Here is a 22,695-nt window from a genome sequence, read left to right on the forward strand (position 1 = left end):
GATGGCGGTGCACCATGCGAGGTGCTTTGCGAGCGATGACCGGCTCAAGAACCGTTCCGGGGAGCCCCATGCCCGTCATCACCTTCGCCAACACCAAGGGCGGCGCCGGCAAGACCACGGCCGTCTTGCTGCTTGCGACCGAGCTTGCCCGCCTCGGCTTCCGCGTCTCGGTGCTCGACGCCGACCCGCAGCACTGGATCACCCGCTGGCACGAGAATTCCCAAGGCGTGTTCGGCAACCGCCTTTCCGTGGTGCCCTATGTCACCATGGGCACGATCGACCGGCAGTTGGCCGACGAGAAGGCGCGCGCCGATTTCGTGCTGATCGACCTTCCTGGTTCGCGCAGTTCCCTGCTCGCCAAGGCTGTCGGCCATTCCGACTACGTGCTCATCCCCGTGCAGGGTTCCGCCATGGACGCGCAGGGCGGCGCCAATGTCATCGAGCTCCTGCAATATCTGGAGGACAAGGCCGATATCCGCATCCGCCATTCCGTCGTGCTCACCCGCGTCAACTCCATGGTGACGACGCGCGCCATGCATGCAGTCAAGGACCTGCTCGCCGCCCGCCGCGTCCACCTTTTGCAGACGCCAATCATCGAACGCTCCGCCTTCCGCGATATCTTCGGCTGCGGCGGCACGCTCTATACGATGGACGCCCGGCGTGTCAGCAATCTCGACAAGGCGCAGGAGAATGCAAGGGCGCTGGCGCTGGAGGTGCTCCAGCAGATTCCCGCCGCGCTGCGCCCGACCGGGGCGGAGAGGCTTCGAAGCGTCGCCTGAAGCGCACGCTTTCATGGCAGAGGCCGCGGTTTGCGCGGCCTCTTTCCGTTTCAGCCGCAGCGCAACTCAGAGCGCGGCGACGACGATGACTTCGACGAGATAGTCCGGCGTTGCCAGCTTGGATTCGCCGGTGGCGCGGGCCGGGGTGTGGCCCTGCGGCGCCCAGGCATCCCAGACGGCGTTCATCTTGGAGAAATCGGCCATGTCGGCAAGCCAGATCTGGGCGGAGAGGATGCGGGTCTTGTCCGTGCCGGCGAGCGCCAGCAGGCGGTCGACTTCGGCCAGCGCCTGCTTCGTCTGTTCGGTGACGTCCGAGCCCGCCTTGCCGACCTGGCCGGCCAGGTAGACGGTCCCGTTGTGCACGACGGCCTGGCTCATGCGCGGGCCGGTTTCAAAGCGTTTGATGTCCATGTCTCGTTCCTGTCAGATCTTGGAATTCTGGGCGGGAGGCCGCGGGCGCACAAAGGCCCACGGTGGGCCGTCTATACGAGGCCCGGCGCACGGGCGCCAGTGGCAGGGCGGGAAATTCGCATGCACACACGGGTCGGCCGGGCGCATTCAATCCATCGACAGGCTATCGCCTTCGACGAAGGCGACGCCGAGGGCTCTGGCAAGACGCTCGGCGATCGAGGCCTTGCCGGAGCCGGAAACGCCCATGACGACGATCGCGCGGACCGTCGTCATGGGCCTGTTATCCTTACGCCACGCGCTTGCGGCGTTCGATGCGGGCGCGGATGGCGTCCACGTCAACGCGGGGCGTCGCGGCGAAGAGGGTCTTCGTGTAGCTGTGCTGCGGGTTCCCGAACACCTGGTCGCGGCTGCCATATTCCACCGCCTCGCCGAAATACATCACCATCACGTCGTCCGCGATGTGGCGCACGACCGAAAGATCGTGGCTGATGAAGACATAGGTGAGCTTGAACTCGTCCTGCAGGTCGGCGAGAAGGTTCAGCACCTGCGCCTGGACCGAAAGGTCGAGCGCCGAGACCGGCTCGTCGAGCACGAGCAGGCGCGGATTGAGCATCAGCGCGCGGGCGATCGCCACGCGCTGGCGCTGGCCGCCGGAGAACATGTGCGGGTAGCGCCCGTAATGCTTCTCCTCCAGGCCCACCTTCTTCAGCATGGCCATGGCGCGGTCGCGCCGCTCGTCCGCCGGCACCTTGGTGTTGATGATCAGCGGTTCCGTCAGGATGTCGCCGATCTTCTTGCGCGGGTTGAGCGAACCATAGGGGTTCTGGAAGACAATCTGCACCTTGCTGCGCATTTCCGCCGTCAGCGGCTCCTGCGCGATGTCGACCTTGCGGCCGTCGATCAGCATGTCGCCCTCGGTGATCGGATCGATCATCGTGACCATGCGGGCAAGTGTGGACTTGCCGCAGCCGCTTTCGCCGACGATGGCGAGCGTCTTGCCCTGCTCCACCTTGAAGCTCACGCCCTTGACGGCGTGAACGGTCTTGGCCGGTTTGAACAGGCTTCCGGGGATATGGTAGTCGCGCTTCAGGTTCTTTGCTTCGAGAACAGGGGTCATCGGACTGCTCCTGCAAAAATCTCGGCGTCGGTCAGCTTTTCCGTGATCGTCGGCAGGCGCTCGCCGGTGGCATTTTCCGGCAGGGCCGAAAGCAGCGCCTTGGTGTAGACGCTCTTCGGGGCCGAGAAGAGCGACAGCACGTCGGCCTCCTCGATCTGGCGGCCCTTGTACTGCACGATGACGCGGTCGGCGGTTTCGGCGACGACGCCCATGTCATGGGTGATGATGATGAGGCCCATGCCGTGTTCGGCCTGCAGCTTCATCAGGAGGTCGAGGATCTGCTTCTGGATCGTCACGTCGAGCGCGGTGGTCGGCTCGTCGGCGATGAGCAGCTTCGGATTGCAGGCGAGCGCGGTCGCGATCATCACGCGCTGGCACTGGCCGCCCGACATCTGGTGCGGGAAGTGGCCGAGGCGTTCTTCCGGGTTCGGAATGCCGACCGACTGGAACAGTTCGATCGCCCGGTCGCGCCGCGCCTTGCGGGAAAGATCCGTGTGGATGCGCAGCACTTCCTCGATCTGGTAGCCGACCGTGAAGCACGGGTTGAGGCTGGCGATCGGCTCCTGGAAGATCATGGCGATGTCCTTGCCGATGATCTTGCGACGGTCGCTGTCCGACATGGCCTGCATGTCGCGGCCGTTGAAGGTGAGCACGTCGGCCGTCACCTTCGCCGTCCAGGGCAGGAGCCCCATGGCGGCGAGCATGGAGACCGACTTGCCCGAGCCGGATTCGCCGACGATGGCGAGCACTTCGCCCTCGTCGACCTTGAGCGAGACGCCGTCCACGGCGCGGAAGGGACCGGAAGCCGTCTGGAATTCGACGGTGAGGTTTTTGACTTCGAGAAGCGACATCACGACCTCTTCAGCTTGGGATCGAGGGCGTCGCGCAGGCCGTCACCCATGAGGTTGATGGCAAGCACGGTGATGAGGATGGCAAGGCCGGGGAAGGTGACGACCCACCAGGCGCGCTGGATGAATTCACGCGCTTCGGCGAGCATCGTGCCCCATTCCGGCGTCGGCGGCTGGGCGCCCATGCCGAGGAAGCCAAGCGCCGCCGCGTCGAGGATCGCTGCCGAGAAGGCGAGCGTCGCCTGGACGATGAGCGGGGCGAGGCAGTTCGGCAGGATCGTCAGGAACATCAGGCGCAGCGTGCCGGCGCCCGCGACCTTCGAGCCGACGACATAGTCCTTCGACTTCTCGGTCATGACCGCCGCGCGCGTCAGGCGCACGAAATGCGGCTGGTTGACGAGCGAGATGGCGATCATGGCGTTCAAGAGGCCCGGGCCCAGGACCGCTACCAGCACGAGGGCGAGCAGCAGCGAGGGAAACGCCAGGATGATGTCCATGATGCGCATGATGAAGGTATCGACCTTGCCGCGGAAATAGCCGGCGACGAGACCGATCAGCACGCCCGAGACCACCGACAGCGTCACGACGACGAGACCGATGAAGAGCGAGAAACGCGCGCCGTAGATGAGGCGCGAGAGGATGTCGCGGCCGACGGCGTCGGTGCCGAGAATATGCCCCCACATGCCGCCCTGCTGGAAGACCGGCGGCAGGAGAAGCAGCTCGCGGTTCTGGCTGCTCGGGCTGTGCGGCGCGACGAAGGGCGCAAAGACCGCCACGAACAGGATGACCATAAAGACGAAGAGGCCGATGACGGCGCCCTTGTTGCGCGAGAAATAGAACCAGAATTCGGAAAGGCCCGAGGGCGGCGTGCCACCCGTCTTGGTGTCGGCCGTGTTTTGAACCGTGCTCATGGATCGCCTCCTAGTGCCGGATACGCGGGTTGACCCAGCCATACAGCAGGTCGACCACGAGGTTGACGATCATGATGACGGCGGCGATCAGCATCAGGCCACCCTGCACCACGGCATAGTCGCGCTTGAAGACGCTGTCGACCATCCACTTGCCGATGCCCGGCCAGGAGAAGATCGTCTCGGTGAGGATGGCGCCCGCGAGCAGCACGCCGACCTGCAGGCCGATCGTGGTGATGACGGGGATCATCGCGTTGCGCAGCGCATGCACGCCGACGACCCGGAAGGGCGACAGGCCCTTGGCGCGGGCGGTGCGGACATAGTCCTCGCCGAGCACTTCGAGCATGGCCGAGCGGGTCTGGCGCGCGATGACGGCGAGCGGGATCGTCGCAAGCACGATCGTCGGCAGGATCAGGTAGGTCAGCGCCGATTTGAACGCCCCTGCCTGGCCCGAGATCAGGCTGTCGATCAGCATGAAGCCGGTGACCTGCGGGAAGAAGTACATCAGCGAGATGCGTCCCGAGACCGGCGTCCAGCCGAGATAGCCGGAGAAGAAGATGATGAGCAGCAGGCCCCACCAGAAGATCGGCATCGAATAGCCGACAAGGGCGACGCCCATGATCGACTGGTCGAACCAGGTCCCGCGTTTCACCGCGGCGAACACGCCGGCCGGAATGCCGAGCGCGACGGCGACGATGATCGCGCAGAGCGAGAGCTCCAGCGTCGCGGGGAAGAGCTGCAGGAAGTCGTCGAGCACCGGCCGCTTGGTGACGATGGACGAACCGAAGTCGCCCGTCAGCAGGCCGGCGAGATAGTCGAAGTACTGGATGTACATGGGCCGGTCGAGACCGAGCTGGTTCATGAGCTCGGCGTGCCGTTCCGGCGACATCACGCGCTCGCCCGACATCAGCATGACCGGGTCGCCCGGCAGAAGGCGGATGAAGGAGAACGCGATGAGCGATACCCCGAGGAACGTGGGTATCAGGACGGCAAGCCGTCCGAAGATAAAGCGCAACATGGGAGCCAATCCCTTCTTATTTTGAAAAACCGGCGGCCCGAATGTCTTCGAGCCGCCGGCCACTGCACGCTCTTTGCGGCGTGCGCTTTCTCGTAGCCGATATTACTCGGCGATGTCCACGCCTTCGAAGACGAAGTCGCCGAGCGGAGACTGGACGAAGCCCGAAACCTTCTTGCTCATCGGAACGACGGCGAGCGAATGGTCGATGGTGTTCCACGGCGCTTCGCGCTTGAAGATCACCTGGGCTTCCTCATAGAGCTTCGTGCGCTCTGCGACATCGGCGGTTTCCTTCGCCTTCGTCATCAGGTCGTCGAATTCCTTGTGGCACCACTGCGCGCGGTTGTTGCCGCCGACGGCATCGCAGCCGAGCAGGGTGTCGAGGAAGTTGTCCGGGTCGCCGTTGTCGCCCGTCCAGCCGAGCATGACCGCACCGTCGCGGTCCTTGTCGGAGGAGAGCTTCAGGTATTCGGCCCATTCATAGGAGACGATCTCGACCTCGACGCCGATCTTGGCAAGGTCGGCCTGCATCAGTTCCGCTGCACGGCGGGCGTTCAGCATGTAGGGACGGGCGACGGGCATCGCCCAGATCTTCATCTTGAGGCCGGAGACGCCGGCGTCTTCGAGCATCTTCTTGGCCGCTTCCGGATCGTACTTGTCGTCTTCGACGGCATCGTTGTACGACCACATGGTCGGCGGGATCGGGTTCTTGGCGACCGTTGCCGCGCCCTGGAAGACGGCGTCGACGATGGCCTGCTTGTTGACCGCCATGTTGAGGGCCTTGCGGACCTCGACCTTGTCGAACGGCGCGACGAGCGTGTTGTAGGCGAGGTAGGCGACGTTGAGGCCGGCCTGCTCGGAGATATGCAGGTTCGGATCGGCCTTCAGCTCGGCGACGTCAGCGGCGTTCGGGTAGGACATCAGGTGGCATTCGCCGGCCTTCAGCTTCTGCGCGCGAACGGCGGCATCCGTGGTGATCGCGAAGACGAGATCGTCGATCGGCTGCTTGCCGCCCCAGTAATCCGGGTTGGCCTTGTAGCGGATGGCGGCATCCGGCTGATAGGCGACGAAGGTGAACGGACCGGTGCCGAGCGGCTGCTGGTTCATCAGCTCCATCTTGCCGTCAGCCTGCAGCTTGTCGGCATATTCCTTGGAGACGATCGAGATGAAAGGCATGCCGAGGTTGGCGAGCAGCGGCGCTTCCGGGCGCTTCAGCGTGATCTTGACCGTCAGGTCGTCGACCTTCTCGATCTTCTCGATGACATCGGGCAGGCCCATGCCGGAGAAGTATTCCCAGGACGCGCCCGGCACGTACTTGTTCCAGGCGTTGTCTTCCTTGTACTGGCGCTCGAAGGAGAAGATCACGTCGTCGGCGTTCAGCTCACGCGACGGGGTGAAGTACTCGGTCGTCTGGAATTTCACGCCCTTGCGGAGCTTGAAGGTGTATTCCTTGCCGTCAGCGGAAATGTCCCAGCTCTCGGCCAGTGCAGGCTCGATCTCGGTCGTGCCGCGCTTGAACTCCACCAGCCGGTTGTAAACCGTGTGCGCTGCGGCATCGAAGGTCTGACCGCCGGTATAAAGACCGGGATCGAAGCCTTCCGGCGACGCTTCCGAGCAGTAGACGAAGGTCTTCGACCAGGCGGCCGTACCCATCAACGAGGCAAGCGCCGTCGCTGCGAGGAGAGTAGTCAGCTTTTTCATAGTGAGCTTCCCAGGTTTGCTTTTTTGTTCTCTTGTGCAGGCTCGGGTGCACTTCCGGCCCCGACCTTGCCGGGGATGGAACGACATTTGCCGCAGGATTGCAATAAGTCCGCGAACAAATTTGTCCAACCGGAAAAAACCGCGGAAGATTATTCTCCACAGCATTAGAAACGGCTTCAAAAGCATTCCGAATCACCTACCCCCGGCTCTGTCAATCCCGACCTGAATGGATAGCGGCGGTACAGGCGGCGTGCCATAACGGGACAACGAGGCAAGAGGGGCTGCCCTTCGCTGTCCTTCCCTGTGGCGGCAGGGCGGGACGAAGAGAGCGGAGGGCAGCCCTTCTTTTATTTTTCCTTTATTTTCAAAAGCTTGACTGAACGGCCGCAAAAAAGTGGCCCGCCCCCACGAAATTGTCCGGCAAAACCCTTTGCCGCCAGAGATTGTGGCGTTAGATTTGAACGCGTGGAATCCCAGGGATAGAGACCACGTGCCCGTCTTGAACAAACATTACCGGCGCTATGATTTCGAAAGCGATCTTGAGAAGGCTCTCAATCGCGTCGATTTCTTTCGCATCTTCCATACCCTGGCACTGCGCTACGGTTTCGAGCATTTCGGCATCCTGCAACTGGCCAACGAGCACGAGACCAGTCACCTTGCGGGCCGCCTCGTGCTGCACGACCTGCCGGCCGGCCTTGCCGAAGCCTATGACAAGCGCCACCGCCTCAACGATTCCGCCATCTTCAAGAGCTTCTACAAGTCGACGATCCCCACCGTCTGGCTGGGAGACGATCCGGCGGAGAACGGCGCGGCCGGCAGCAGCGATTTCCTCGAGCAGATCGGCTTCGACATGGCCCTCGCCATTCCGGTCCACTCCATCGCCGGCACGCGCTATGTGGTGCTTTTCCTCGGCGACGGCGAGGATATCGGCCGCAATGCCCACTACGAGATCTGCTACGAGGCGAACTGCGCCTTCGACTACTTCTATCGCAAGGTGCTCGCCAACAAGGCGGGCATGGGCCTGACGCCGCGCGAGACGGAAATCCTGCGCTGGATCTCCTACGGCAAGACGGCCAGCGAGATCGCTCTCATCGTCTCGGTTTCCGAGCATACGGTGAACTCGCACACGGCTACGATCCTGAAAAAACTCGACGTGGTGAACCGCACGCAGATGGTGGCGAAGGCGATCCGCGAGCAGATCATCCAGTAACGTCGCAAAACATCGCCGCGATGCCGGGGATAGCAGAGTTAGGGACTTGTTAATGGTCGCGGCCTGGATGAGAGTAACCGCGGCCTCCGGCCAACCATTCGATGCAATCAGGTTCACTCACCGCCATGACCGCAACCGTGCATATCCTGCTCGTCGATGACGACCCCGCGGAAAACGTCATCCTCAGTGCGCTGATGCGCAAGGTGACGAGCTATGCGATCACCCTGCATTATGTAGAGACGGTGGAGGCGGCGCTGGATTTCATCCGCGCGGCCGGCGTGCGGCTCGACATGATCCTGATGGACAACCGCCTCCAGCCCCAGGCGGACTTTCGCGAGACCGTGCCGGAACTGAGGCGCAACGGCTATATCGGCCCGGTCGGCGTCATTTCCTCATCGATCAGCGATGCCTATTTCCAGAAGATCGACGACTACGGCGTCGATTTCCGCATCGACAAGGCCGAGCTCGATCCGACGGCCATCGAGTTCATCCTCAGGGAATACGTCAAGCACGACATCAGCGCCGGAGAATGATCGCCGGCGCCTGGTGCAATTCCAGAGAAATGTGAAACCGGTCCGGTCCGACATCACGCGATGTCGGAAAGGCCGGGTTTTTCCACAATGGAAGAAAGCGGAAAGGCCTATTGGCCTCAGGCGGCGGGCTGGCGCGCGACCACGTCTTCCAGGCCGAGCAGCATGCCGATCTGCGGGCGGGCCTTGACGAGATCGTCGATCGTATATTGCTGCAACACCTCGAAGAAGGCGTTCAGCGCCTTGCGCAACGCCGAGTTCAGGCCACAGCTGTCGACCAGCGGGCATTCGATCTCGCCCGCCTCGAAACATTCGGCCATGGCGAAGGAATCCTCCGTCACGCGCACGACGTCGAACAGCGTGATCTCCGACGCGGGCTTCGGCAGGCGCACGCCGCCATTGCGGCCGCGCACGGTCTCGATGATGCCGGCGCGCGTCAGCGGCTGGAGGATCTTGAACAGGAACAGCTCGGAGACACCGTAGGCCCTGGCGATTTCCGGAACGCGGCTGAGCTTGTCACCATTCGCCGCGCAGTACATCAACATGCGCACCGCATAGTTGGTTTGTTTCGTCAGACGCATCGGGAACTCCGAATCCGGTTTTCAAGTCCAAACACATATAGGATACTTCACTGTTTAGAACAATTCCAAAAAGCGGAAAATCACATTCATGTTATGGCAGGGATCGCACGGTTGACTGCGGGGGGCAAGCCGTTAAACACGACTTTAGCAGTTAAGAATAAATGCACCCAGGAGGACCAGATGCAACTGCTTAAGACGTCCCTCGCCGCCCTTGCCCTCTCGACAGCCGGTCTGGCGCTTGCCGCACCCGCCTTTGCAGATGGTGAAGTCAACATCTACTCCTACCGTCAGCCGGACCTGATCAAGCCGCTGCTCGACGAATTCACCAAGGAAACCGGGATCACCACCAACGTGCTCTTCCTCGACAAGGGCCTGGTGGAGCGCATCCAGGCGGAAGGTGCGAACTCGCCGGCCGACGTCATCCTGACGGTCGACATCGCACGCCTGACGGAAGCCAAGGAAGGCGGCGTCACGCAGCAGGTCCAGAGCGACGTCATCAACAAGGACATCCCGGCCCAGTATCGCGATCCGGACGGCGACTGGTTCGGCCTGACCACGCGCTCGCGCGTCGTCTACGCGTCCAAGGACCGCGTCGCACAGGACGAGATCACCTATGAGGAGCTTGCCGACCCGAAGTGGAAGGGCAAGATCTGCACCCGTGACGGCCAGCACTCCTACAATATCGGCCTGATCGCCTCGATGATCGCCCACCACGGCGAAGCCGAAGCCGAAAAATGGCTGACGGGCCTGAAGAACAACCTCGCCAAGAAGCCTGACGGCGGCGACCGCGACCAGGCCAAGGCGATCCTCGCCGGCGAATGCGACATCGCGCTTGGCAACTCCTACTATGTCGGTCTGATGATGACCAACGAGAAGGAGCCGGAGCAGAAGGACTGGGCGGCCGCCATCAAGGTGCTGTTCCCGAATGCCGGCGACCGCGGCTCGCATGTCAACGTCTCGGGCATGGCGCTCGCCAAGAACGCCCCGAACAAGGACAATGCGCTGAAGCTGATGGAATTCCTGTCGGCCGGCACCGCGCAGCAGATCTATGCCGAGCAGGTCTACGAATACCCGGTCCTGCCGGGCGCCGAGCCCTCCGACATCGTCAAGTCCTTCGGCACGCTGAAGCCGGATGCCCTGCCGCTCGTCGACATCGCGGCGAACCGCAAGAAGGCGTCGGAACTGGTGGACAAGGTCGGCTTCAACGACGGCCCGTCGCAGTAATCATGCAAGCCTTCCAAGGCGATAGGAAACGGCGGCCCTCGGGCCGCCGTTTTCGTTATTGCAGGTCCGGATCCGACTGGCCGGTGATGATCCGGCTGTAGTCGATGATGTCCTTCTTGCGCTGCGGCGTGCCCGGATGGGTGGAGAGGATGTTGGTGTTCCCCTTGTCGCCGAGCTTTTCCTCCAGGAGGCCGAAGAAGCGGGCGATCGCTGCGGGATCGAAGCCCGCCTTCGCCATCAGCTCGACCGAGCGCCGGTCGGCTTCCGCTTCCGCGCTGCGCGAATAGGAGAGCGCGAGCAGACCGCCGCCCTGCACCAGCACGTCCTCCACCGCCGAGCCGACATCGCCGGCGATCAGCATGATGAGGCCGGTCATGCCGGCGGCGCGGTAGAACTGGCGCAGGCTGTGCTCCAGTTCGACATGGCCGATCTCGTGGGCGAGCACGCCGACGATCATTTCCGTGTCGGTGCCCGCCAGCTCGACGAGCTGGTCGGTGATGACGAGCGTGCCGTCCGGCAGCGCGAAGGCGTTCGGGCCAATCACGCCGCCGTCGCGAAAGTTGAGATTGTAGGCGCCTGCCCCGCGCGGCGACTGGGCGGCGATGCGCGCGAAACCATCGGCGATCTCCTTGCGGCGGCCGTCCGTCAGCTTCGTCGGCGAGAAGGTCGTCTGGTCGAGCGCCTCCAGCGTGCCCTGCGCCATCAGCTGCGGCACGATCGGCGGCGTGGTGAGGATGGCGAGCTCGACAAGCGCCGGCACGCCCCAGCGATAGACCGCGCCGCCGAGCACGAAGGCGGCGAGCACGACGACGACGAGACGGAGCCGGAACTGTTCCAGCCAGTGCACGAGGCCGGCACCGCCCTTGCCGCGCGCGGCGAGGTAGCGGTCGATGCCGTCATTGTCCCAGGTCTCGAAGACCGAGCCATCGGGAAAGGTCACCCGGCGCGGGATGGCCCCGACGCGGCCGGAAATCTCGACCCAGGAGAGGCCTGCGCCGGCAAGCGGTTTTTCTCCGCCGACCGGCACGGCCGCGATTTCCCCGGCCCGCTCGACCAGGCGGGCCTCGACCGAGCGGCTGGAGCCGGCGGGATGCCAGTCTCCGCCGACGATGGTGGCGTTGTCAGAAGCCAAAGTCGAAACCTTCAAAGTCCATGAACTCCGAGCCGACGGCCGAGCCCTGCGCCTCGATGCGGCTGAACAGTTCACCGATGTCACCCGTGAAGTTCACGCCGGTATGCTCCCATGTATAGCGCGCCATGCGCACCGCTGCCCAGGGCCGCATCAGACCGAAGGTCAGCAGCGTGACGATGACGTTGGAAATGGCGATCCAGGTGTAGCGGGTGCGCGAGACGTCGCTCAGCATGCGGTGCTGGCCATCGAAGGTCGTTGCCGACCAGGCGATGTTGCGCACGCCCGCGCGGTAGAAGAGACCCGAAATGCCGAAGGTGGCGAAGAGCACGATGTAACCGATCGCACCGGCGATGAAGAGCGGGATCTGCTGTTCCGGCGACAGCGCACCGGGCGTTTCGATCATCGCCAGGATGAGCGGCAGGTTGAGAAAGGCGATCAGGGCGATGATGCCGAGGCCGAGGATGACGATGAGGAGCGACAGGAGCCAGGACTTGTAGAGCGGGCCGAGCTTCGGATCCGTATCGAAAGCCTTGCCGCCGTAGCGCAGGTTCGAGCCGATATAGCGCGACACCCAGCGGCTGGCGAGCGGCGTGAGGATGCCGATGGTGATGACGGCGAGCAGGCTGCCGAGAATGAAGGCCTTGAAGGCCCCGCCCGCGCCGCCGACGAAATCGAAACGCACATTGCGATAGCTCGTGACGCGCGCGCTGAAGCGCAACCCCTTGGCGACGAGCCAGGGCAGCGCGATCAGCACGACCAGCGTCGGCAGCAGGACGAGGATCGGCACCAGCGTCGCGATGATGTTGAGCACGACGAAGGCGCCGAGAACGATGAGGCGCCCGATGAGGATCTGCAATCCCTTGGCATGGTATTCGAAGGATCGGCCAAGCAGCACGGTGTTGCCGTAGAAGTAACGGTTGCGCCGGACCTTCGCCCAGGCCGAATAGATGCCGAGCGTCAGGATCGTCAGCAGCACATTGACGATCCAGATGCCGAAATATTCCGACGCCTTGCCGGTAAACGTGATGCGGTGAAAGCCGCCCGCCTGTCCCGCGGGCGCAGCGGATGCTGCAAATGCCATGTCGTTTGCCCCTTCCAAATGCATAGAACACGAGGGCTTAACGGGCCGGGCCGTATGGCTATTCTTCGCGGAGCACAAAAAACCGGCAATGAAAAGGGCCCCCATGCGGGAGCCCCTTCAATCCTATCCGGTCGAACGGATCACTTCATCGTCGGGATGGAGAATTCCGCACCGCCCTTGATGCCGGACGGCCAGCGGCTCGTCACGGTCTTGGTGCGGGTCCAGAACTTGATCGAGTCCGTGCCATGCTGGTTGAGGTCGCCGAAGGCCGAGGACTTCCAGCCGCCGAAGGAATGGTAGGCGAGCGGAACCGGGATCGGAACGTTGATGCCGACCATGCCGATGTTGATGCGGCTGGCGAAGTCGCGGGCAGCGTCGCCGTCGCGGGTGTAGATCGCGACACCGTTGCCGTATTCGTGCTTCATCGGCAGGTCGAGGGCTTCCTCGTAGTTCTTGGCGCGAACGACGGAGAGGACCGGGCCGAAGATCTCGGTCTTGTAGATTTCCATGTCCGGCGTGACGTTGTCGAACAGGCAGCCGCCGACGAAATAGCCGTCCTCATAGCCCTGCAGCTTGAAGCCGCGGCCGTCGACGACGAGGTTTGCACCTTCCTCAACGCCCTTGTCGATGAGGCCGAGGATGCGCGCCTGGGCCTCCTTGGTCACGACCGGGCCCATGTCGGCCTTCTCGTCGGTATAGGGGCCGATGCGCAGGCTCTCGATCATCGGCGTCAGCTTTTCGATGAGGCGGTTGGCGGTTTCCTCGCCGACCGGCACGGCGACCGAGATCGCCATGCAGCGCTCGCCCGCCGAGCCGTAGCCGGCGCCGATCAGGGCGTTGGCGGCCTGGTCGAGGTCGGCGTCGGGCATGATGATCATGTGGTTCTTCGCGCCGCCGAAGCACTGGGCGCGCTTGCCGTTGGCGGCGGCCGTGCCGTAGACGTAGCGGGCGATCGGCGTGGAGCCGACGAAGGAGACGGCGGCGATGTCCGGATGCGCCAGGATGCCGTCGACCGCACCCTTGTCGCCGTTGACGACGTTGAGGATGCCCGCCGGCAGGCCGGCTTCGATCATCAGTTCGGCAAGGCGGATCGGCAGCGACGGATCGCGCTCGGACGGCTTGAGGATGAAGGCGTTGCCGCAGGCGATCGCCGGGGCGAACATCCACATCGGGATCATGCCCGGGAAGTTGAACGGCGTGATGCCCGCGCCGATGCCGACCGGCTGGCGGATCGAATACATGTCGATGCCCGGGCCGGCGCCTTCGGTGAATTCGCTCTTGGACAGGTGCGGAATGCCGATGACGAATTCGCAGACTTCGAGGCCGCGGATGACGTCACCCTTCGAATCCTCGATGGTCTTGCCGTGTTCGCGCGAGATCAGCAGGGCAAGCTCGTCCATGTTCTGGTTCAGAAGCTCGACGAACTTCATGAAGACGCGGGCGCGGCGCTGCGGGTTGGTGGCGGCCCATTTCGGCTGCGCGGCCTTGGCGCTGTCGATGGCGGCCTGGAGATCCGCATCGCTGGCGAGCGCGACCGTCGCCTGAACCTCGCCCGTCGCCGGGTTGTAGACGTTTGCGGTGCGACCGCTGGTGCCGGCGACCTTCTCGCCGTTGATGAAATGGCCGATCTCGTACATGGGGAGTCCTCCGTTTGTTGTGAGAGGATCATCGCACTTCAATTTGCACAACTCAATCACCTTGGATAAGGAACCGTTGTGCAGAAATTAAAGCCGGAGGCAAAGATGAACTGGGATGACGCCCGCATGTTCCTGGCGGTGGCCCGCACCGGGCAGATCCTCGCCGCCTCCCGCCGCCTCGGCGTGAACCATGCCACGCTCAGCCGCCGGGTCAGCGCGCTGGAGGAGGCCTTGAAGACGCGCCTCCTCATCCGCCGCACCAATGGCTGCGAGCTCACCGCCGAGGGCGAGGCCTTCTTGCGCGCAGCCGAACGGATGGAGACCGAGATGCTGACGGTGCAGGCGAGCATCGGCCGCATCGATACCGCCGTCGCCGGCACGGTGCGGGTCGGCGCACCGGACGGGTTCGGCGTCTCCTTCCTCGCGCCGCGCCTCGGCCGGCTGACGGCGCGCCATCCGGAGCTGAAGATCCAGCTCGTGCCGGTGCCGCGCTCCTTCTCGCTCTCCCAGCGCGAGGCCGACATCGCCATCACGCTGGAACGCCCGGAACAGGGGCGCCTCGTCTCCTCCAAGCTGACGGACTATACGCTCGGCCTCTATGCTTCGCGCGCCTATCTCGAAGAGAACGGCACGCCGCAAACCGTCGAGGACCTCAAGGCCCATCGGCGGGTCGGCTATGTGGAGGACCTGATCTTCACCGCCTCGCTCAATTTCACGGGCGAGATCATGCGTAGCTGGGATGCGGGCTTCGAGATTTCCAGCGCCACCGGCCAGACGGAGGCCGTGCGTTCCGGCGCCGGCATCGGCATCCTGCACGATTACATTGCCCGGCAATATGACGAGCTCGTCCGCCTGCTGCCCGGCACCGCCATCCGCCGTGCCTACTGGACGACCTGGCACGAAAGCGCGCGGGACCTGACGCGCGTGCGCACCGTCGCCGAGTTCGTGCAGGAGATCGTGCAGCAGGAGCACCACATCTTCCTGTGAGCGTCAGTCGCCCGCGGTGAGCGCGGCCGTCTCGGGCAGCGGCACCAATGCGCTTCTGGCCCGAGGCGTCTGCCTGTCCCCGACCTTTTCCACCGGCTTTTCGGCGGCGGCGATCTTAATCTTCTCCTGGCCGGCTTCGCCCGGGAGCGGCACGCGCACGGCATTGCGGATGACGGCCGGCTCCTCCACCCGCTTCTCCTCGACAACCCGGCGCTTCGGCGTATGGCGCGGCTCGGCGCCATCGTCGATCATCGCCACGGGCTCGGCGCGCACTGATACGGGCTGACTGCGCAGGACACTGCTGCCGCCGGCATAGCGCAGCATGTCGAAGGTCTGGCGTGTCACCGGCTTCAGCCGCATGCCGCCCATCAGTGCGGCGATGCGCTCCTCCGGCATGGTGGGATGGCAGAAGCGCAGGCGCACCTGCGCGGAATAATTGCCGTCCCCGATGCGGCCCATCGCCGTTTCGCTGGGCGGCGCCGTCCGCTTGGCGAACTGCCAGGCATAGAGGCAGCTTCCGGAGGTGCCGAGCGGCCCCGTCGCATAGCCGTAGACGCCGTGCATGTTCTGGCCGGCAGCCGCGTTGATCTTCATGGCGACATCAGGCAAGGCCTGCCGCATCTCGGCAAGGATCGCCCGCCGCGTCGGCGCGCGCAGGAAGGCGACGCCCTCGGCGGGCGTGCCGACCCGCACCGTCAGCACGTTCTCGCCGGCGGAGGCCGTCGCGTTGGAATAGACGATCGCCTGCTCGAAGAATTCGCCGCGCACCGTCTGTCGCACGCTTTCGATGCGCCCGGAGATCGACGGCAGGTAGGCGGCGGCGAATTCCGGCGAGACCTCCGTCGATATCGGCGGCGCATCCGGCCGGATGGAGCCGGTTTCGAGGAACGGGTCGTGCACGGCGGTGCAGCCCGTGGCAAGGAGCGGAAGTGCAGCGAGAAGCAGCCAGCGCATGAAGGAACCTATCGGATGGGGGCCGTGGAGACGGCGAGGCCGCGGGCGGCCGCCGGGTCGTAGAGATGCATGTTGAGCCGCGCGAAGACCGCCTGCGCCTGGCCGCGATTGCCGAGATGGTAGTAGGCCCAGCCGCGCAGCTGGCTGAGATCGGCCGGCTCGGCGACGAGGCTGGCGCGCGCGTTCAGCGCATCGAGCACGCGCTGGTACTGCTTGTGGTCGAAGGCCGAGCGGGCACGCTGCCAGTAGATCTCGGCCCGCACCTCGCGATCGCGCTTTTCCGTAAGCGGATAGAGGCCGATCATCGCCTCGGCATCGTCCGTCAGCCGGCCGCGCAGCAGGGTGAGCGCCGCGCCATAGGCGGCTTCCGCCTGCGTGCGGCTGTTGCCGAGCGCCGTCTCGAAAGCGTAGCGGGCTTCGGCCAGCCGGTTCAGTTCGAGATGGCACCAACCCTTGATCAGCATGGCATCGGCGGAGATCGCGCCGCGCGCTTCCAGCGCGGAGATGTCCTTGATGCAGGCGCTGAAGCGCTTCGCCTTGAAATGCGCGAGGTAGCCGGTGCCGCCGCTCGTGGCGGAGGCGACGGGCATCTCGACGGCGACGCTGCGCCGGCCCCTCGGCGGGGTCGCGACCTTGATCTCGGCCCAGATCTCCGGATAGATCGCGCAGTACTCTGCCTCCAGCGCGGCATAGTCCTTCCTGGCGCCGAGGCGCAGCAGGCTGAGGGCGAGGCCCTTGACGCGCACCGGCGCACTTTCCCAGTCGAGCGATTTTTCAAACCAGGCCTTCGCCGCCTCGTATTGCCGGGAATTGTAGGCATACCAGGCGAGGATTTCCGCATGGTCGGCATTCGACGTCGCGAGGATGGCATTGCTATAGGCGGTGACGGTCCTGACATCCGCATCCGGCTGGTCGGGCTTGGAGAAGCGCAGCGACAGCGCATTCATCAGGAATTCCGGGTCGGCGGAGAGATCGTCGATATAATCTTCCGCGACGGCATAGGCCTCGTCCTGCTTGTTCTGCGCGGCGAGCGAGAGGTAAAGGCCCTTGGCGTTCTCCGCGTCGCGGCGCTTTGCGAGCGCCGCCTTGAACCAGCGCTCGGCATTTTCAGGCGCCTTGAGCTTCAGGTCGTACCAGCCGAGCAGCGAGAGGTCTTCGAGACGTTCGCCCCGTTCCGCCGCCACCCGCAGCGTGCCGACCTCGCCTTCGGCAATCGGTGCCTGGCGCGTCGCGTCCGCATTGAAGTCTGCGACGTCCTTGCGGGTGAGATCGAGCTCGACGGGTTGCAGACCGGCCTGCAGCAGCGGCGAGGTCGCCAGCAGGCGCATCGCCTCGCGCACGTCCCCGGCGGGGAAATCGCGCGTCGACTTCTGCAGGGTGGTGAGGATCTGCTCTTCCGGCAGGCGCTTGTCGCCCTGCCGGAAGAGCAGGCCGCGATAGGCACCCGACAGCGCATCCTTCGCCCCGGTCTGCGCATAGGCATCGAGCAGCATCCAGACGAGATCGACTTCCGTCTCCCTTGCAGGATCGACGGCCTTGCCGGCTTCGATGACGCCCATCCAGTCCTTGCGGGCGGTGGCGGCCATCATCTCGACGCGCTGCTTGCGGCGGGCGAGCTTTCCGGAAAAATCCGCGCTCGGCGTCCATTCCGGGTTTTCCGAGCGGCGGCGGCCGATCTCGGCCTCGATGCCGGTGAAATCGTTCTTGTCGTAGAGCGCCCAGAGCGCGCTTTCATCCACCTGCCGGGCGGCCGGCGAATAGACGTCGGCAGGCACCACGAAATCCGGATATTTCAGCCGCAGCCGGTTCGTCTCTGCCTCCAGCCGGTCCTGTTGCTTCTGTCCGGCATAATAATAGAGCGCGGCCAGTTCCACCGCGTCGGGGCCGGCCTTGGCATCGGCCGCCAGCGCCATCGATGACAGCGCCGAGGAGCCGAGCAGCAGGGTCGCAAGGAACAGCGCTCTCATCGGTCGGACCTCACGCCCTTCTTCGGCACCATCAGCCCGAGCCAGACGGCGAAGGCGCCGAGGCAGGCGAGCACGAGCAGCACATAGATCTGGAAATTGTCGGAGAACCAGGCGGCCGCGACCCGGCGCAGGTTGCCGGGGCTGCGGTCCGACAGGTCGGCGATGTAGCGATCGGCGGCCGGCAGGCTGACGAGCGCAAGGCCCGCCGTCTCGATCGCCGCGGTGCCACCCTGGAGGTCGCGCCAGACGGCGGGTTCGACGAGCCGGTTGACGCCCGCCTCCACATCCCGCGGCGCATCGGCCTTGATGACGGTCCAGGTGGCCAGCCCATCAGGCGAGCGCATCTGGGAGAGCGTCACGAGCGAACCTTTATCGTGGGGCGAAAGCCGCGTGGCATCCTCGCCCTCATAGTTCAGCCAGCGGCCGAAACTGTTCGTCGCGGCGGCGAGCCAGCGCTGCGCCCGGTCGCCGAAGGAAAGCGCATCCTCTCCGCCCGCCGTCGAATCGTGGAAGGCCTGCAGGAGATCCGCGGTCTCGTTGCCCGTCGCAGCGCCGGATACCGAGGCGGTGACGAGCGTATCGGGCTTCAGGAGATCGGCGACGGAGGCGCCGATGTCGTCCGTAGTCGGGAAAGCCGCCTTGTCCGCCGTGCCGAGCTCGGCGAAATCGTTCTGCGAGGCGACGACCAGCGCATCCCGGCCGGTGCCCTCGGCGGGCGCGCCGATGGCGATCCGCGCGTTGAGCGGCGCACGGGCGGAAAGGGCGAGGCGCGACAGCATGGTCAGCCCGGCGCCGACCGACTGGTGATCCGCCCGGTCGATGACGAGATCGAAGGCCTTGCCGCCGCCATAGGGATAGGCCTTGCCGGCAAGCGCGGCGAGATCGGGCAGCCGGCCGACCCGGGCGAGCGCGGGAACCTCGATGGCCGTGGTGTCGAGCAGGATGAAGCGCGGCTTGCCGTCGTCGCGTTCTTCCGGCCGGCAGGCGGCATCCGCCGCGATCGGCAGCTCGGCCAGCAATTCCACACGGTTGGCGCCGGGGCGGAAGGCGCGCAGCGGCAGTTCGATGCGCTTGCCGTCGAACTGCTCGCCCGCGCGGTTGCGGAACGGATAGCTCTTCACGACCTTGTCGTTGACGCGCACGAGAAGCTGGGCGGTCTGATCGAGGCCCGGCGAGGTGGCGGCGGAGAGTCGCAGATCGAGCGTCGCATATTCCGCCGGATAGAAATCCGCCGGCATCTCCACGGCAAATTCGGTGCGCGAGAGGCGGCCGGAGAAGACGCGGGTCTGGTAGCCCGCCTCCCGGAGCGTGCGGCGCTCGCCGGCATCGACCGTGATCACGCCCCTGCCCTTCTCGAAGATGCCGGACTTAAGCCCGTCGGCCATCGGCCCCTTCACGGCGGCAAGCACGGCCGCGTTGACATCGCCGAGGCCGGCGGCGCGCATCACGACCGCGGCGCGATCGGGCGAGGCGCCGGCCTGCACGGAAAGCCCGCGCGGGGCGGCCGAGAGGCCGAGCCCGGAAAGCACGCCGGCACCGCTGCGGTCCATGGCCATGACGAGATCGATACCGGGACCCGTGCCCGGCCTGTCCGCGACCGATACGGTCACGTCGTCGCGGTTCAGGAACAGCACGAGCGCCTGCAGCACCGGTGCGACCTCGTTCAGCGCCTCGGCACCGGACGCGCCGGGCACGACGACGCGGACCTCCGTGCGCTGCGCCGCGTTGCGGCGAACGGCGAGCAGGCTGTCGAAATCGGTGAAGGGCGCCGCAACACCGGTGGCAAAGCCGCTCAGCGCCGGGTCGAGCTTCGTCCAGAGTTCATAGGTCGCATCGAGCGAGCAATCGACCCGGTGATGCTGCCGGGCGCGGACCTGCACGACATTGCGGCCGGCCCGGAGATATTCCGGGGCGACGGCGATCGTCTGCGTCAGCGTGCCGTTCGGCGCGGCGATGGCGAAGCTGCCGATCTCCCGACCATTCACCTCGACATCCACCTTCGCCGTGTCGGGAAGCACCGAGACGGCATTGATATAGGCAAGGTTCAGCACGCCGCCGGCGGAGACCTGCGGGCCGTCGAGCCTGAAGGTGAAGGTTGCGACGGCATCCTCGCCGGAGAGCGTGAAGGCGCCCGCCGACTGTTCGAAGGGCACGAGCATGGTGGCGGCGGTATCCTGCGCCGTCGTGGCCTTCTCGGCCTCTACCGGCTGGGGCAGCAGGCCGCCGGCAAGCGCCGTACCGTCGAGAAGCGGCATGACGGCGTCGGCCACCAGGTCCCCGGCCCGGCCGGGGGCGGCGGAGGCGACGAGGAGCGCAAGCCCCAGCGTTCCGAGAAGAAATGTCTTAGCCATAGGCCTGGGTTCCTGTGAGAACCGGCGGCAGGTCGGCTGCGCGGCCGGGGATCTTGGCATTGTTTTCCTTCACCACGATGGGGGCATCGGCGAAGGACTGGACGGCGCTTTCGCGGATGAGGCCGGCGGAATATTGCAACGCCCGCAGCGTCTCGCGGATGCTCCAGAGGGCGAAGCGCGAGGTGCCCCAGAAGAAGCTGCGGCGCACCTGGCGGCGGGCGATGCGCTCCTGCAGCACAGCCTGGTCGGAATACATCAGCTCGGCGATCGCCAGGAAGGTTTCCGGCGTGCGCTCCTTGTAGGCGAAGCCGTGCACCGCGCCCTCGCCGGCAGCGCGGCTGGAACGGCAGACGACGTCGAAGGTGATGACCTGACCGGCGCGACGAAGCTCGATCGTCGCTTCGAGCGGGTTTTCAAGGTCGATCTCCGGCGCCTTGTCGACGAATTCCACCGAGACGCCGCCGAAGGAGGCATCCTGGATGATGATGTTGCAGAGCTTGCCGTCGGCCTTCATCAGCGCATGGCGCTTGACCGGCAGACGCTGGTTGCGACGCAGCTCGCGGCGCTCGGCGACGGCGCCGAGGGCGGCCCCGGCAAGGCCGAGATTGATAAGGTTCCAGCCCGCCACGATCATCAGGAGTTCGGTTGCGACCGGCTCGGTCAGGAAGCGGTAGCCGGAATAGAGTGCGGCCGCCAGAAGAAGGAAGAAGATGATGAAATAGGGCCGGGCGAGCGGCGACAGCATGCTGCGGTCGAGCGTCTGCCCCTTGGCCGTGACGTTGAAGGTGGGCTTTCTCGGATTGCGGATCACGCTGACGATCGAGCCGAAGAGCAGCACCGACTGGACATATTCATAGAGCTCGGAGACCCAGGGCCAGCGCACGCGGCCGTAGAGATAGCTCTGCATGGCGAAGGAGCCGATGAGGTAGGTCACCGCATAGGAGGTGAATTCCAGGATGTTCGCCTGGTAGATCTCCAGCGAGAAGAAGATGTAGAGCAGCGGCGAGAAGACGAAGGCGAGCCGCGACAGCGGGAACAGCCAGAACAGGTTGATGCCGGCATAGCAGATGCGCTGGGCGAGCGTCAGGCCCCTGGCGAGGAACGGCCGGTTGAGGATGAGGATCTGCAGCATGCCCTGGCACCAGCGGGCGCGCTGGCCGATGAAGGACACGAAGGTTTCCGGCTGGAGGCCGGCGATCAGCGGCTTGTCGACATAGAGGCTGTGCCAGCCCTTGGAATGCAGCGCCAGCGCCGTCTCGCAGTCCTCGGTGATCGACTGGCCGGAAAAGCCGTTCGCCGCCGCAAGCGCCGAGCGGCGCAGCACCGCCGCCGAGCCGCAGAAGAACGAGGCGTTCCACTTGTCGAGCCCGCGCTGCAGGATCGAATAGAACATCTCGTTTTCCGAAGGCATGCGCGCGAAGGTCTGGAGGTTCTTTTCGAGCGGATCCGGGTTGAGGAAATAGTGCGGCGTCTGGACGAGGAAGAGTTTCTTGTCCTGCCGGAAGTAGCCGACCGTCTCGCGCAGGAACTCGCGCACCGGCGCATGGTCGGCGTCGAAGACGACGACGAGTTCGCCGTTCGAGACCTTCAGCCCCTCGTTGAGATTGCCGGCCTTGGCGTGGTCGTTCTGCTTGCGGGCGTGGTAGTGCACGCCGAGCGAGGCGCAGAGCGCCTTCAGTTGCTCGTGGCGGCGGATCGCCGCGATCGAGATGCGCGGATCCTTGTGGTTGCGCTTGGCTTCCGTGCCGCCGTCGTCGAGCAGATAGACGTTCAGCTTGTCCTTCGGATAGAGCAGCGACTTCGCCGCCGCGAGCGTGCCGGCAAGCAGCTCCGGCTCCTCGTTGTAGGACGGGATGAAGACGTCGACGGTCGGCAGGCTCGCCGCATCGCCCGCCTCCGGGCTTTCGCGCTTTACGGGATCGGCCAGCATGAAGAAGCTGATCGCCAGCATGGCGAGGCAGTACATTTCCGCCAGATAGAGGATCAGGCCGGGAATGAAGTTCAGCGGTTCGTGGATGCTCGGCAGCGTCTCTGTCGTGCGCCAGAAGGCATAGCGCATGGCGAGGATGCCGGCAAAGATGAAGGTGACGAGCCGGAAGGTGGTGTTCTTCGGGCGGGTCATCGCCAGGAACATCACGCCGAGCACGGCGAAACTTAGAATGAGCTGTGCCTGAAGACTGATCGGCAGCCAGAGAAGGAACAGCCCGAACATGCCGGCGGGAACCGCCAGCCACTTGACGCACGTCATGTGCATTTGAAGAA

Annotated in this window: 19 protein-coding genes and 1 pseudogene; 5 read left to right on the top strand and 15 right to left on the bottom strand. The window is 64.9% G+C overall.

Annotated features, from left to right (window positions below):
* Nucleotides 1-68 precede the first annotated feature (68 nt).
* Nucleotides 69-779: a ParA family protein gene (locus EV665_RS24055; protein WP_133035995.1), complete on the top strand. Its 711-nt coding sequence runs from the start codon at nt 69-71 to the stop codon at nt 777-779.
* 66 nt (nt 780-845) lie between these two features.
* Here EV665_RS24055 and EV665_RS24060 read toward each other — a convergent pair whose 3' ends face one another.
* The 7 genes and pseudogenes from EV665_RS24060 to EV665_RS24090 all read right to left on the bottom strand — a co-directional run bounded on the left by EV665_RS24060 (nt 846) and on the right by EV665_RS24090 (nt 6,779).
* Nucleotides 846-1,190, bottom strand: coding sequence for a RidA family protein (locus EV665_RS24060; protein WP_133035996.1), 345 nt, complete (start codon nt 1,188-1,190; stop codon nt 846-848).
* Nucleotides 1,191-1,349: 159 nt separating this feature from the next.
* Nucleotides 1,350-1,463 (bottom strand): annotated as a pseudogene (locus tag EV665_RS24065) (gluconokinase); the annotation flags it as partial.
* Nucleotides 1,464-1,476: 13 nt separating this feature from the next.
* On the bottom strand, nt 1,477-2,307 hold the full coding sequence (locus EV665_RS24070; RefSeq protein WP_064328949.1) for a dipeptide ABC transporter ATP-binding protein: 831 nt from the start codon (nt 2,305-2,307) through the stop codon (nt 1,477-1,479).
* A complete protein-coding gene (locus tag EV665_RS24075; protein ID WP_133035997.1) occupies nt 2,304-3,158 on the bottom strand; it encodes an ABC transporter ATP-binding protein in 855 nt (284 codons plus the stop codon). The genes EV665_RS24070 and EV665_RS24075 overlap by 4 nt, the downstream gene beginning before the upstream one ends.
* Nucleotides 3,158-4,066 carry an ABC transporter permease subunit gene (locus tag EV665_RS24080; protein WP_133035998.1) on the bottom strand — a complete coding sequence of 303 codons (909 nt, stop codon included), beginning with the start codon at nt 4,064-4,066 and terminating at the stop codon, nt 3,158-3,160. Before EV665_RS24080 ends, EV665_RS24075 begins: the two co-directional genes overlap by 1 nt.
* 10 nt (nt 4,067-4,076) lie before the next feature.
* On the bottom strand, nt 4,077-5,081 hold the full coding sequence (locus EV665_RS24085; RefSeq protein WP_133035999.1) for an ABC transporter permease subunit: 1,005 nt from the start codon (nt 5,079-5,081) through the stop codon (nt 4,077-4,079).
* Nucleotides 5,082-5,183: 102 nt separating this feature from the next.
* A complete protein-coding gene (locus EV665_RS24090) occupies nt 5,184-6,779 on the bottom strand; it encodes an ABC transporter substrate-binding protein (RefSeq protein WP_064328946.1) in 1,596 nt (531 codons plus the stop codon).
* Nucleotides 6,780-7,269: 490 nt separating this feature from the next.
* Here EV665_RS24090 and EV665_RS24095 point away from each other — a divergent pair, with 490 nt between their 5' ends.
* A complete protein-coding gene (locus EV665_RS24095; RefSeq protein WP_064328945.1) occupies nt 7,270-7,989 on the top strand; it encodes a helix-turn-helix transcriptional regulator in 720 nt (239 codons plus the stop codon).
* A 125-nt stretch (nt 7,990-8,114) separates the two neighbouring features.
* Nucleotides 8,115-8,522, top strand: a complete 408-nt coding sequence (locus EV665_RS24100) for a response regulator (RefSeq protein WP_064328944.1) — start codon at nt 8,115-8,117, stop codon at nt 8,520-8,522.
* 116 nt (nt 8,523-8,638) lie between these two features.
* On the opposite strand, the gene rirA is transcribed toward EV665_RS24100, so the two are convergent.
* Nucleotides 8,639-9,100: an iron-responsive transcriptional regulator RirA gene (rirA, locus tag EV665_RS24105; protein ID WP_064328943.1), complete on the bottom strand. Its 462-nt coding sequence runs from the start codon at nt 9,098-9,100 to the stop codon at nt 8,639-8,641.
* A gap of 180 nt (nt 9,101-9,280) precedes the next feature.
* Between rirA and EV665_RS24110 the strand changes: the two genes are divergently transcribed.
* The gene (locus EV665_RS24110) at nt 9,281-10,324 is read left to right on the top strand and encodes a Fe(3+) ABC transporter substrate-binding protein (RefSeq protein WP_064328942.1); all 1,044 of its coding nucleotides are present in this window, start codon (nt 9,281-9,283) and stop codon (nt 10,322-10,324) included.
* 55 nt (nt 10,325-10,379) lie between these two features.
* On the opposite strand, the gene EV665_RS24115 is transcribed toward EV665_RS24110, so the two are convergent.
* The 3 genes from EV665_RS24115 to EV665_RS24125 form a co-directional block, all read right to left on the bottom strand.
* Nucleotides 10,380-11,456 (bottom strand): M48 family metallopeptidase, encoded by a 1,077-nt coding sequence (locus EV665_RS24115; protein ID WP_064328941.1) that lies wholly within the window; start codon nt 11,454-11,456, stop codon nt 10,380-10,382.
* Entirely contained in the window at nt 11,446-12,537 is a 1,092-nt protein-coding gene (locus EV665_RS24120) for a YjgN family protein (protein ID WP_064328940.1), read from the bottom strand. Before EV665_RS24120 ends, EV665_RS24115 begins: the two co-directional genes overlap by 11 nt.
* Before the next feature lie 140 nt (nt 12,538-12,677).
* On the bottom strand, nt 12,678-14,174 hold the full coding sequence (locus EV665_RS24125) for a CoA-acylating methylmalonate-semialdehyde dehydrogenase (RefSeq protein ID WP_133036000.1): 1,497 nt from the start codon (nt 14,172-14,174) through the stop codon (nt 12,678-12,680).
* A 105-nt stretch (nt 14,175-14,279) separates the two neighbouring features.
* On the opposite strand from EV665_RS24125, the gene EV665_RS24130 reads away from it, so the two are divergent.
* Nucleotides 14,280-15,161: a LysR family transcriptional regulator gene (locus tag EV665_RS24130; protein ID WP_133036001.1), complete on the top strand. Its 882-nt coding sequence runs from the start codon at nt 14,280-14,282 to the stop codon at nt 15,159-15,161.
* Between the two features lie 3 nt (nt 15,162-15,164).
* On the opposite strand, the gene bcsN is transcribed toward EV665_RS24130, so the two are convergent.
* From bcsN to bcsA, 4 genes are read right to left on the bottom strand one after another with little or no spacing between them, the layout of a single operon-like run.
* Nucleotides 15,165-16,115, bottom strand: coding sequence for a cellulose biosynthesis protein BcsN (gene bcsN, locus EV665_RS24135; protein ID WP_133036002.1), 951 nt, complete (start codon nt 16,113-16,115; stop codon nt 15,165-15,167).
* A gap of 8 nt (nt 16,116-16,123) precedes the next feature.
* Nucleotides 16,124-18,082, bottom strand: coding sequence for a hypothetical protein (locus EV665_RS24140; RefSeq protein ID WP_133036003.1), 1,959 nt, complete (start codon nt 18,080-18,082; stop codon nt 16,124-16,126).
* Nucleotides 18,079-20,433, bottom strand: a complete 2,355-nt coding sequence (locus EV665_RS24145; RefSeq protein WP_162853149.1) for a cellulose biosynthesis cyclic di-GMP-binding regulatory protein BcsB — start codon at nt 20,431-20,433, stop codon at nt 18,079-18,081. Before EV665_RS24145 ends, EV665_RS24140 begins: the two co-directional genes overlap by 4 nt.
* Entirely contained in the window at nt 20,426-22,687 is a 2,262-nt protein-coding gene (gene bcsA, locus EV665_RS24150; RefSeq protein WP_245507812.1) for a UDP-forming cellulose synthase catalytic subunit, read from the bottom strand. Before bcsA ends, EV665_RS24145 begins: the two co-directional genes overlap by 8 nt.
* Nucleotides 22,688-22,695 lie beyond the last annotated feature (8 nt).

Origin of the sequence: Shinella granuli (genome assembly GCF_004341885.1) — a bacterium.
Lineage (GTDB): Bacteria > Pseudomonadota > Alphaproteobacteria > Rhizobiales > Rhizobiaceae > Shinella > Shinella granuli.

Coding starts and splice junctions, on each gene's coding strand:
- EV665_RS24055 (WP_133035995.1), top strand. CDS start 69: ATGCCCGTCATCACCTTCGCCAACACCAAGGGCGGCGCCGGCAAGACC.
- EV665_RS24060 (WP_133035996.1), bottom strand. CDS start 1,190: ATGGACATCAAACGCTTTGAAACCGGCCCGCGCATGAGCCAGGCCGTC.
- EV665_RS24070 (WP_064328949.1), bottom strand. CDS start 2,307: ATGACCCCTGTTCTCGAAGCAAAGAACCTGAAGCGCGACTACCATATC.
- EV665_RS24075 (WP_133035997.1), bottom strand. CDS start 3,158: ATGTCGCTTCTCGAAGTCAAAAACCTCACCGTCGAATTCCAGACGGCT.
- EV665_RS24080 (WP_133035998.1), bottom strand. CDS start 4,066: ATGAGCACGGTTCAAAACACGGCCGACACCAAGACGGGTGGCACGCCG.
- EV665_RS24085 (WP_133035999.1), bottom strand. CDS start 5,081: ATGTTGCGCTTTATCTTCGGACGGCTTGCCGTCCTGATACCCACGTTC.
- EV665_RS24090 (WP_064328946.1), bottom strand. CDS start 6,779: ATGAAAAAGCTGACTACTCTCCTCGCAGCGACGGCGCTTGCCTCGTTG.
- EV665_RS24100 (WP_064328944.1), top strand. CDS start 8,115: ATGACCGCAACCGTGCATATCCTGCTCGTCGATGACGACCCCGCGGAA.
- rirA (WP_064328943.1), bottom strand. CDS start 9,100: ATGCGTCTGACGAAACAAACCAACTATGCGGTGCGCATGTTGATGTAC.
- EV665_RS24110 (WP_064328942.1), top strand. CDS start 9,281: ATGCAACTGCTTAAGACGTCCCTCGCCGCCCTTGCCCTCTCGACAGCC.
- EV665_RS24120 (WP_064328940.1), bottom strand. CDS start 12,537: ATGGCATTTGCAGCATCCGCTGCGCCCGCGGGACAGGCGGGCGGCTTT.
- EV665_RS24125 (WP_133036000.1), bottom strand. CDS start 14,174: ATGTACGAGATCGGCCATTTCATCAACGGCGAGAAGGTCGCCGGCACC.
- EV665_RS24130 (WP_133036001.1), top strand. CDS start 14,280: ATGAACTGGGATGACGCCCGCATGTTCCTGGCGGTGGCCCGCACCGGG.
- bcsN (WP_133036002.1), bottom strand. CDS start 16,115: ATGCGCTGGCTGCTTCTCGCTGCACTTCCGCTCCTTGCCACGGGCTGC.
- EV665_RS24140 (WP_133036003.1), bottom strand. CDS start 18,082: ATGAGAGCGCTGTTCCTTGCGACCCTGCTGCTCGGCTCCTCGGCGCTG.
- EV665_RS24145 (WP_162853149.1), bottom strand. CDS start 20,433: ATGGCTAAGACATTTCTTCTCGGAACGCTGGGGCTTGCGCTCCTCGTC.
- bcsA (WP_245507812.1), bottom strand. CDS start 22,687: ATGCACATGACGTGCGTCAAGTGGCTGGCGGTTCCCGCCGGCATGTTC.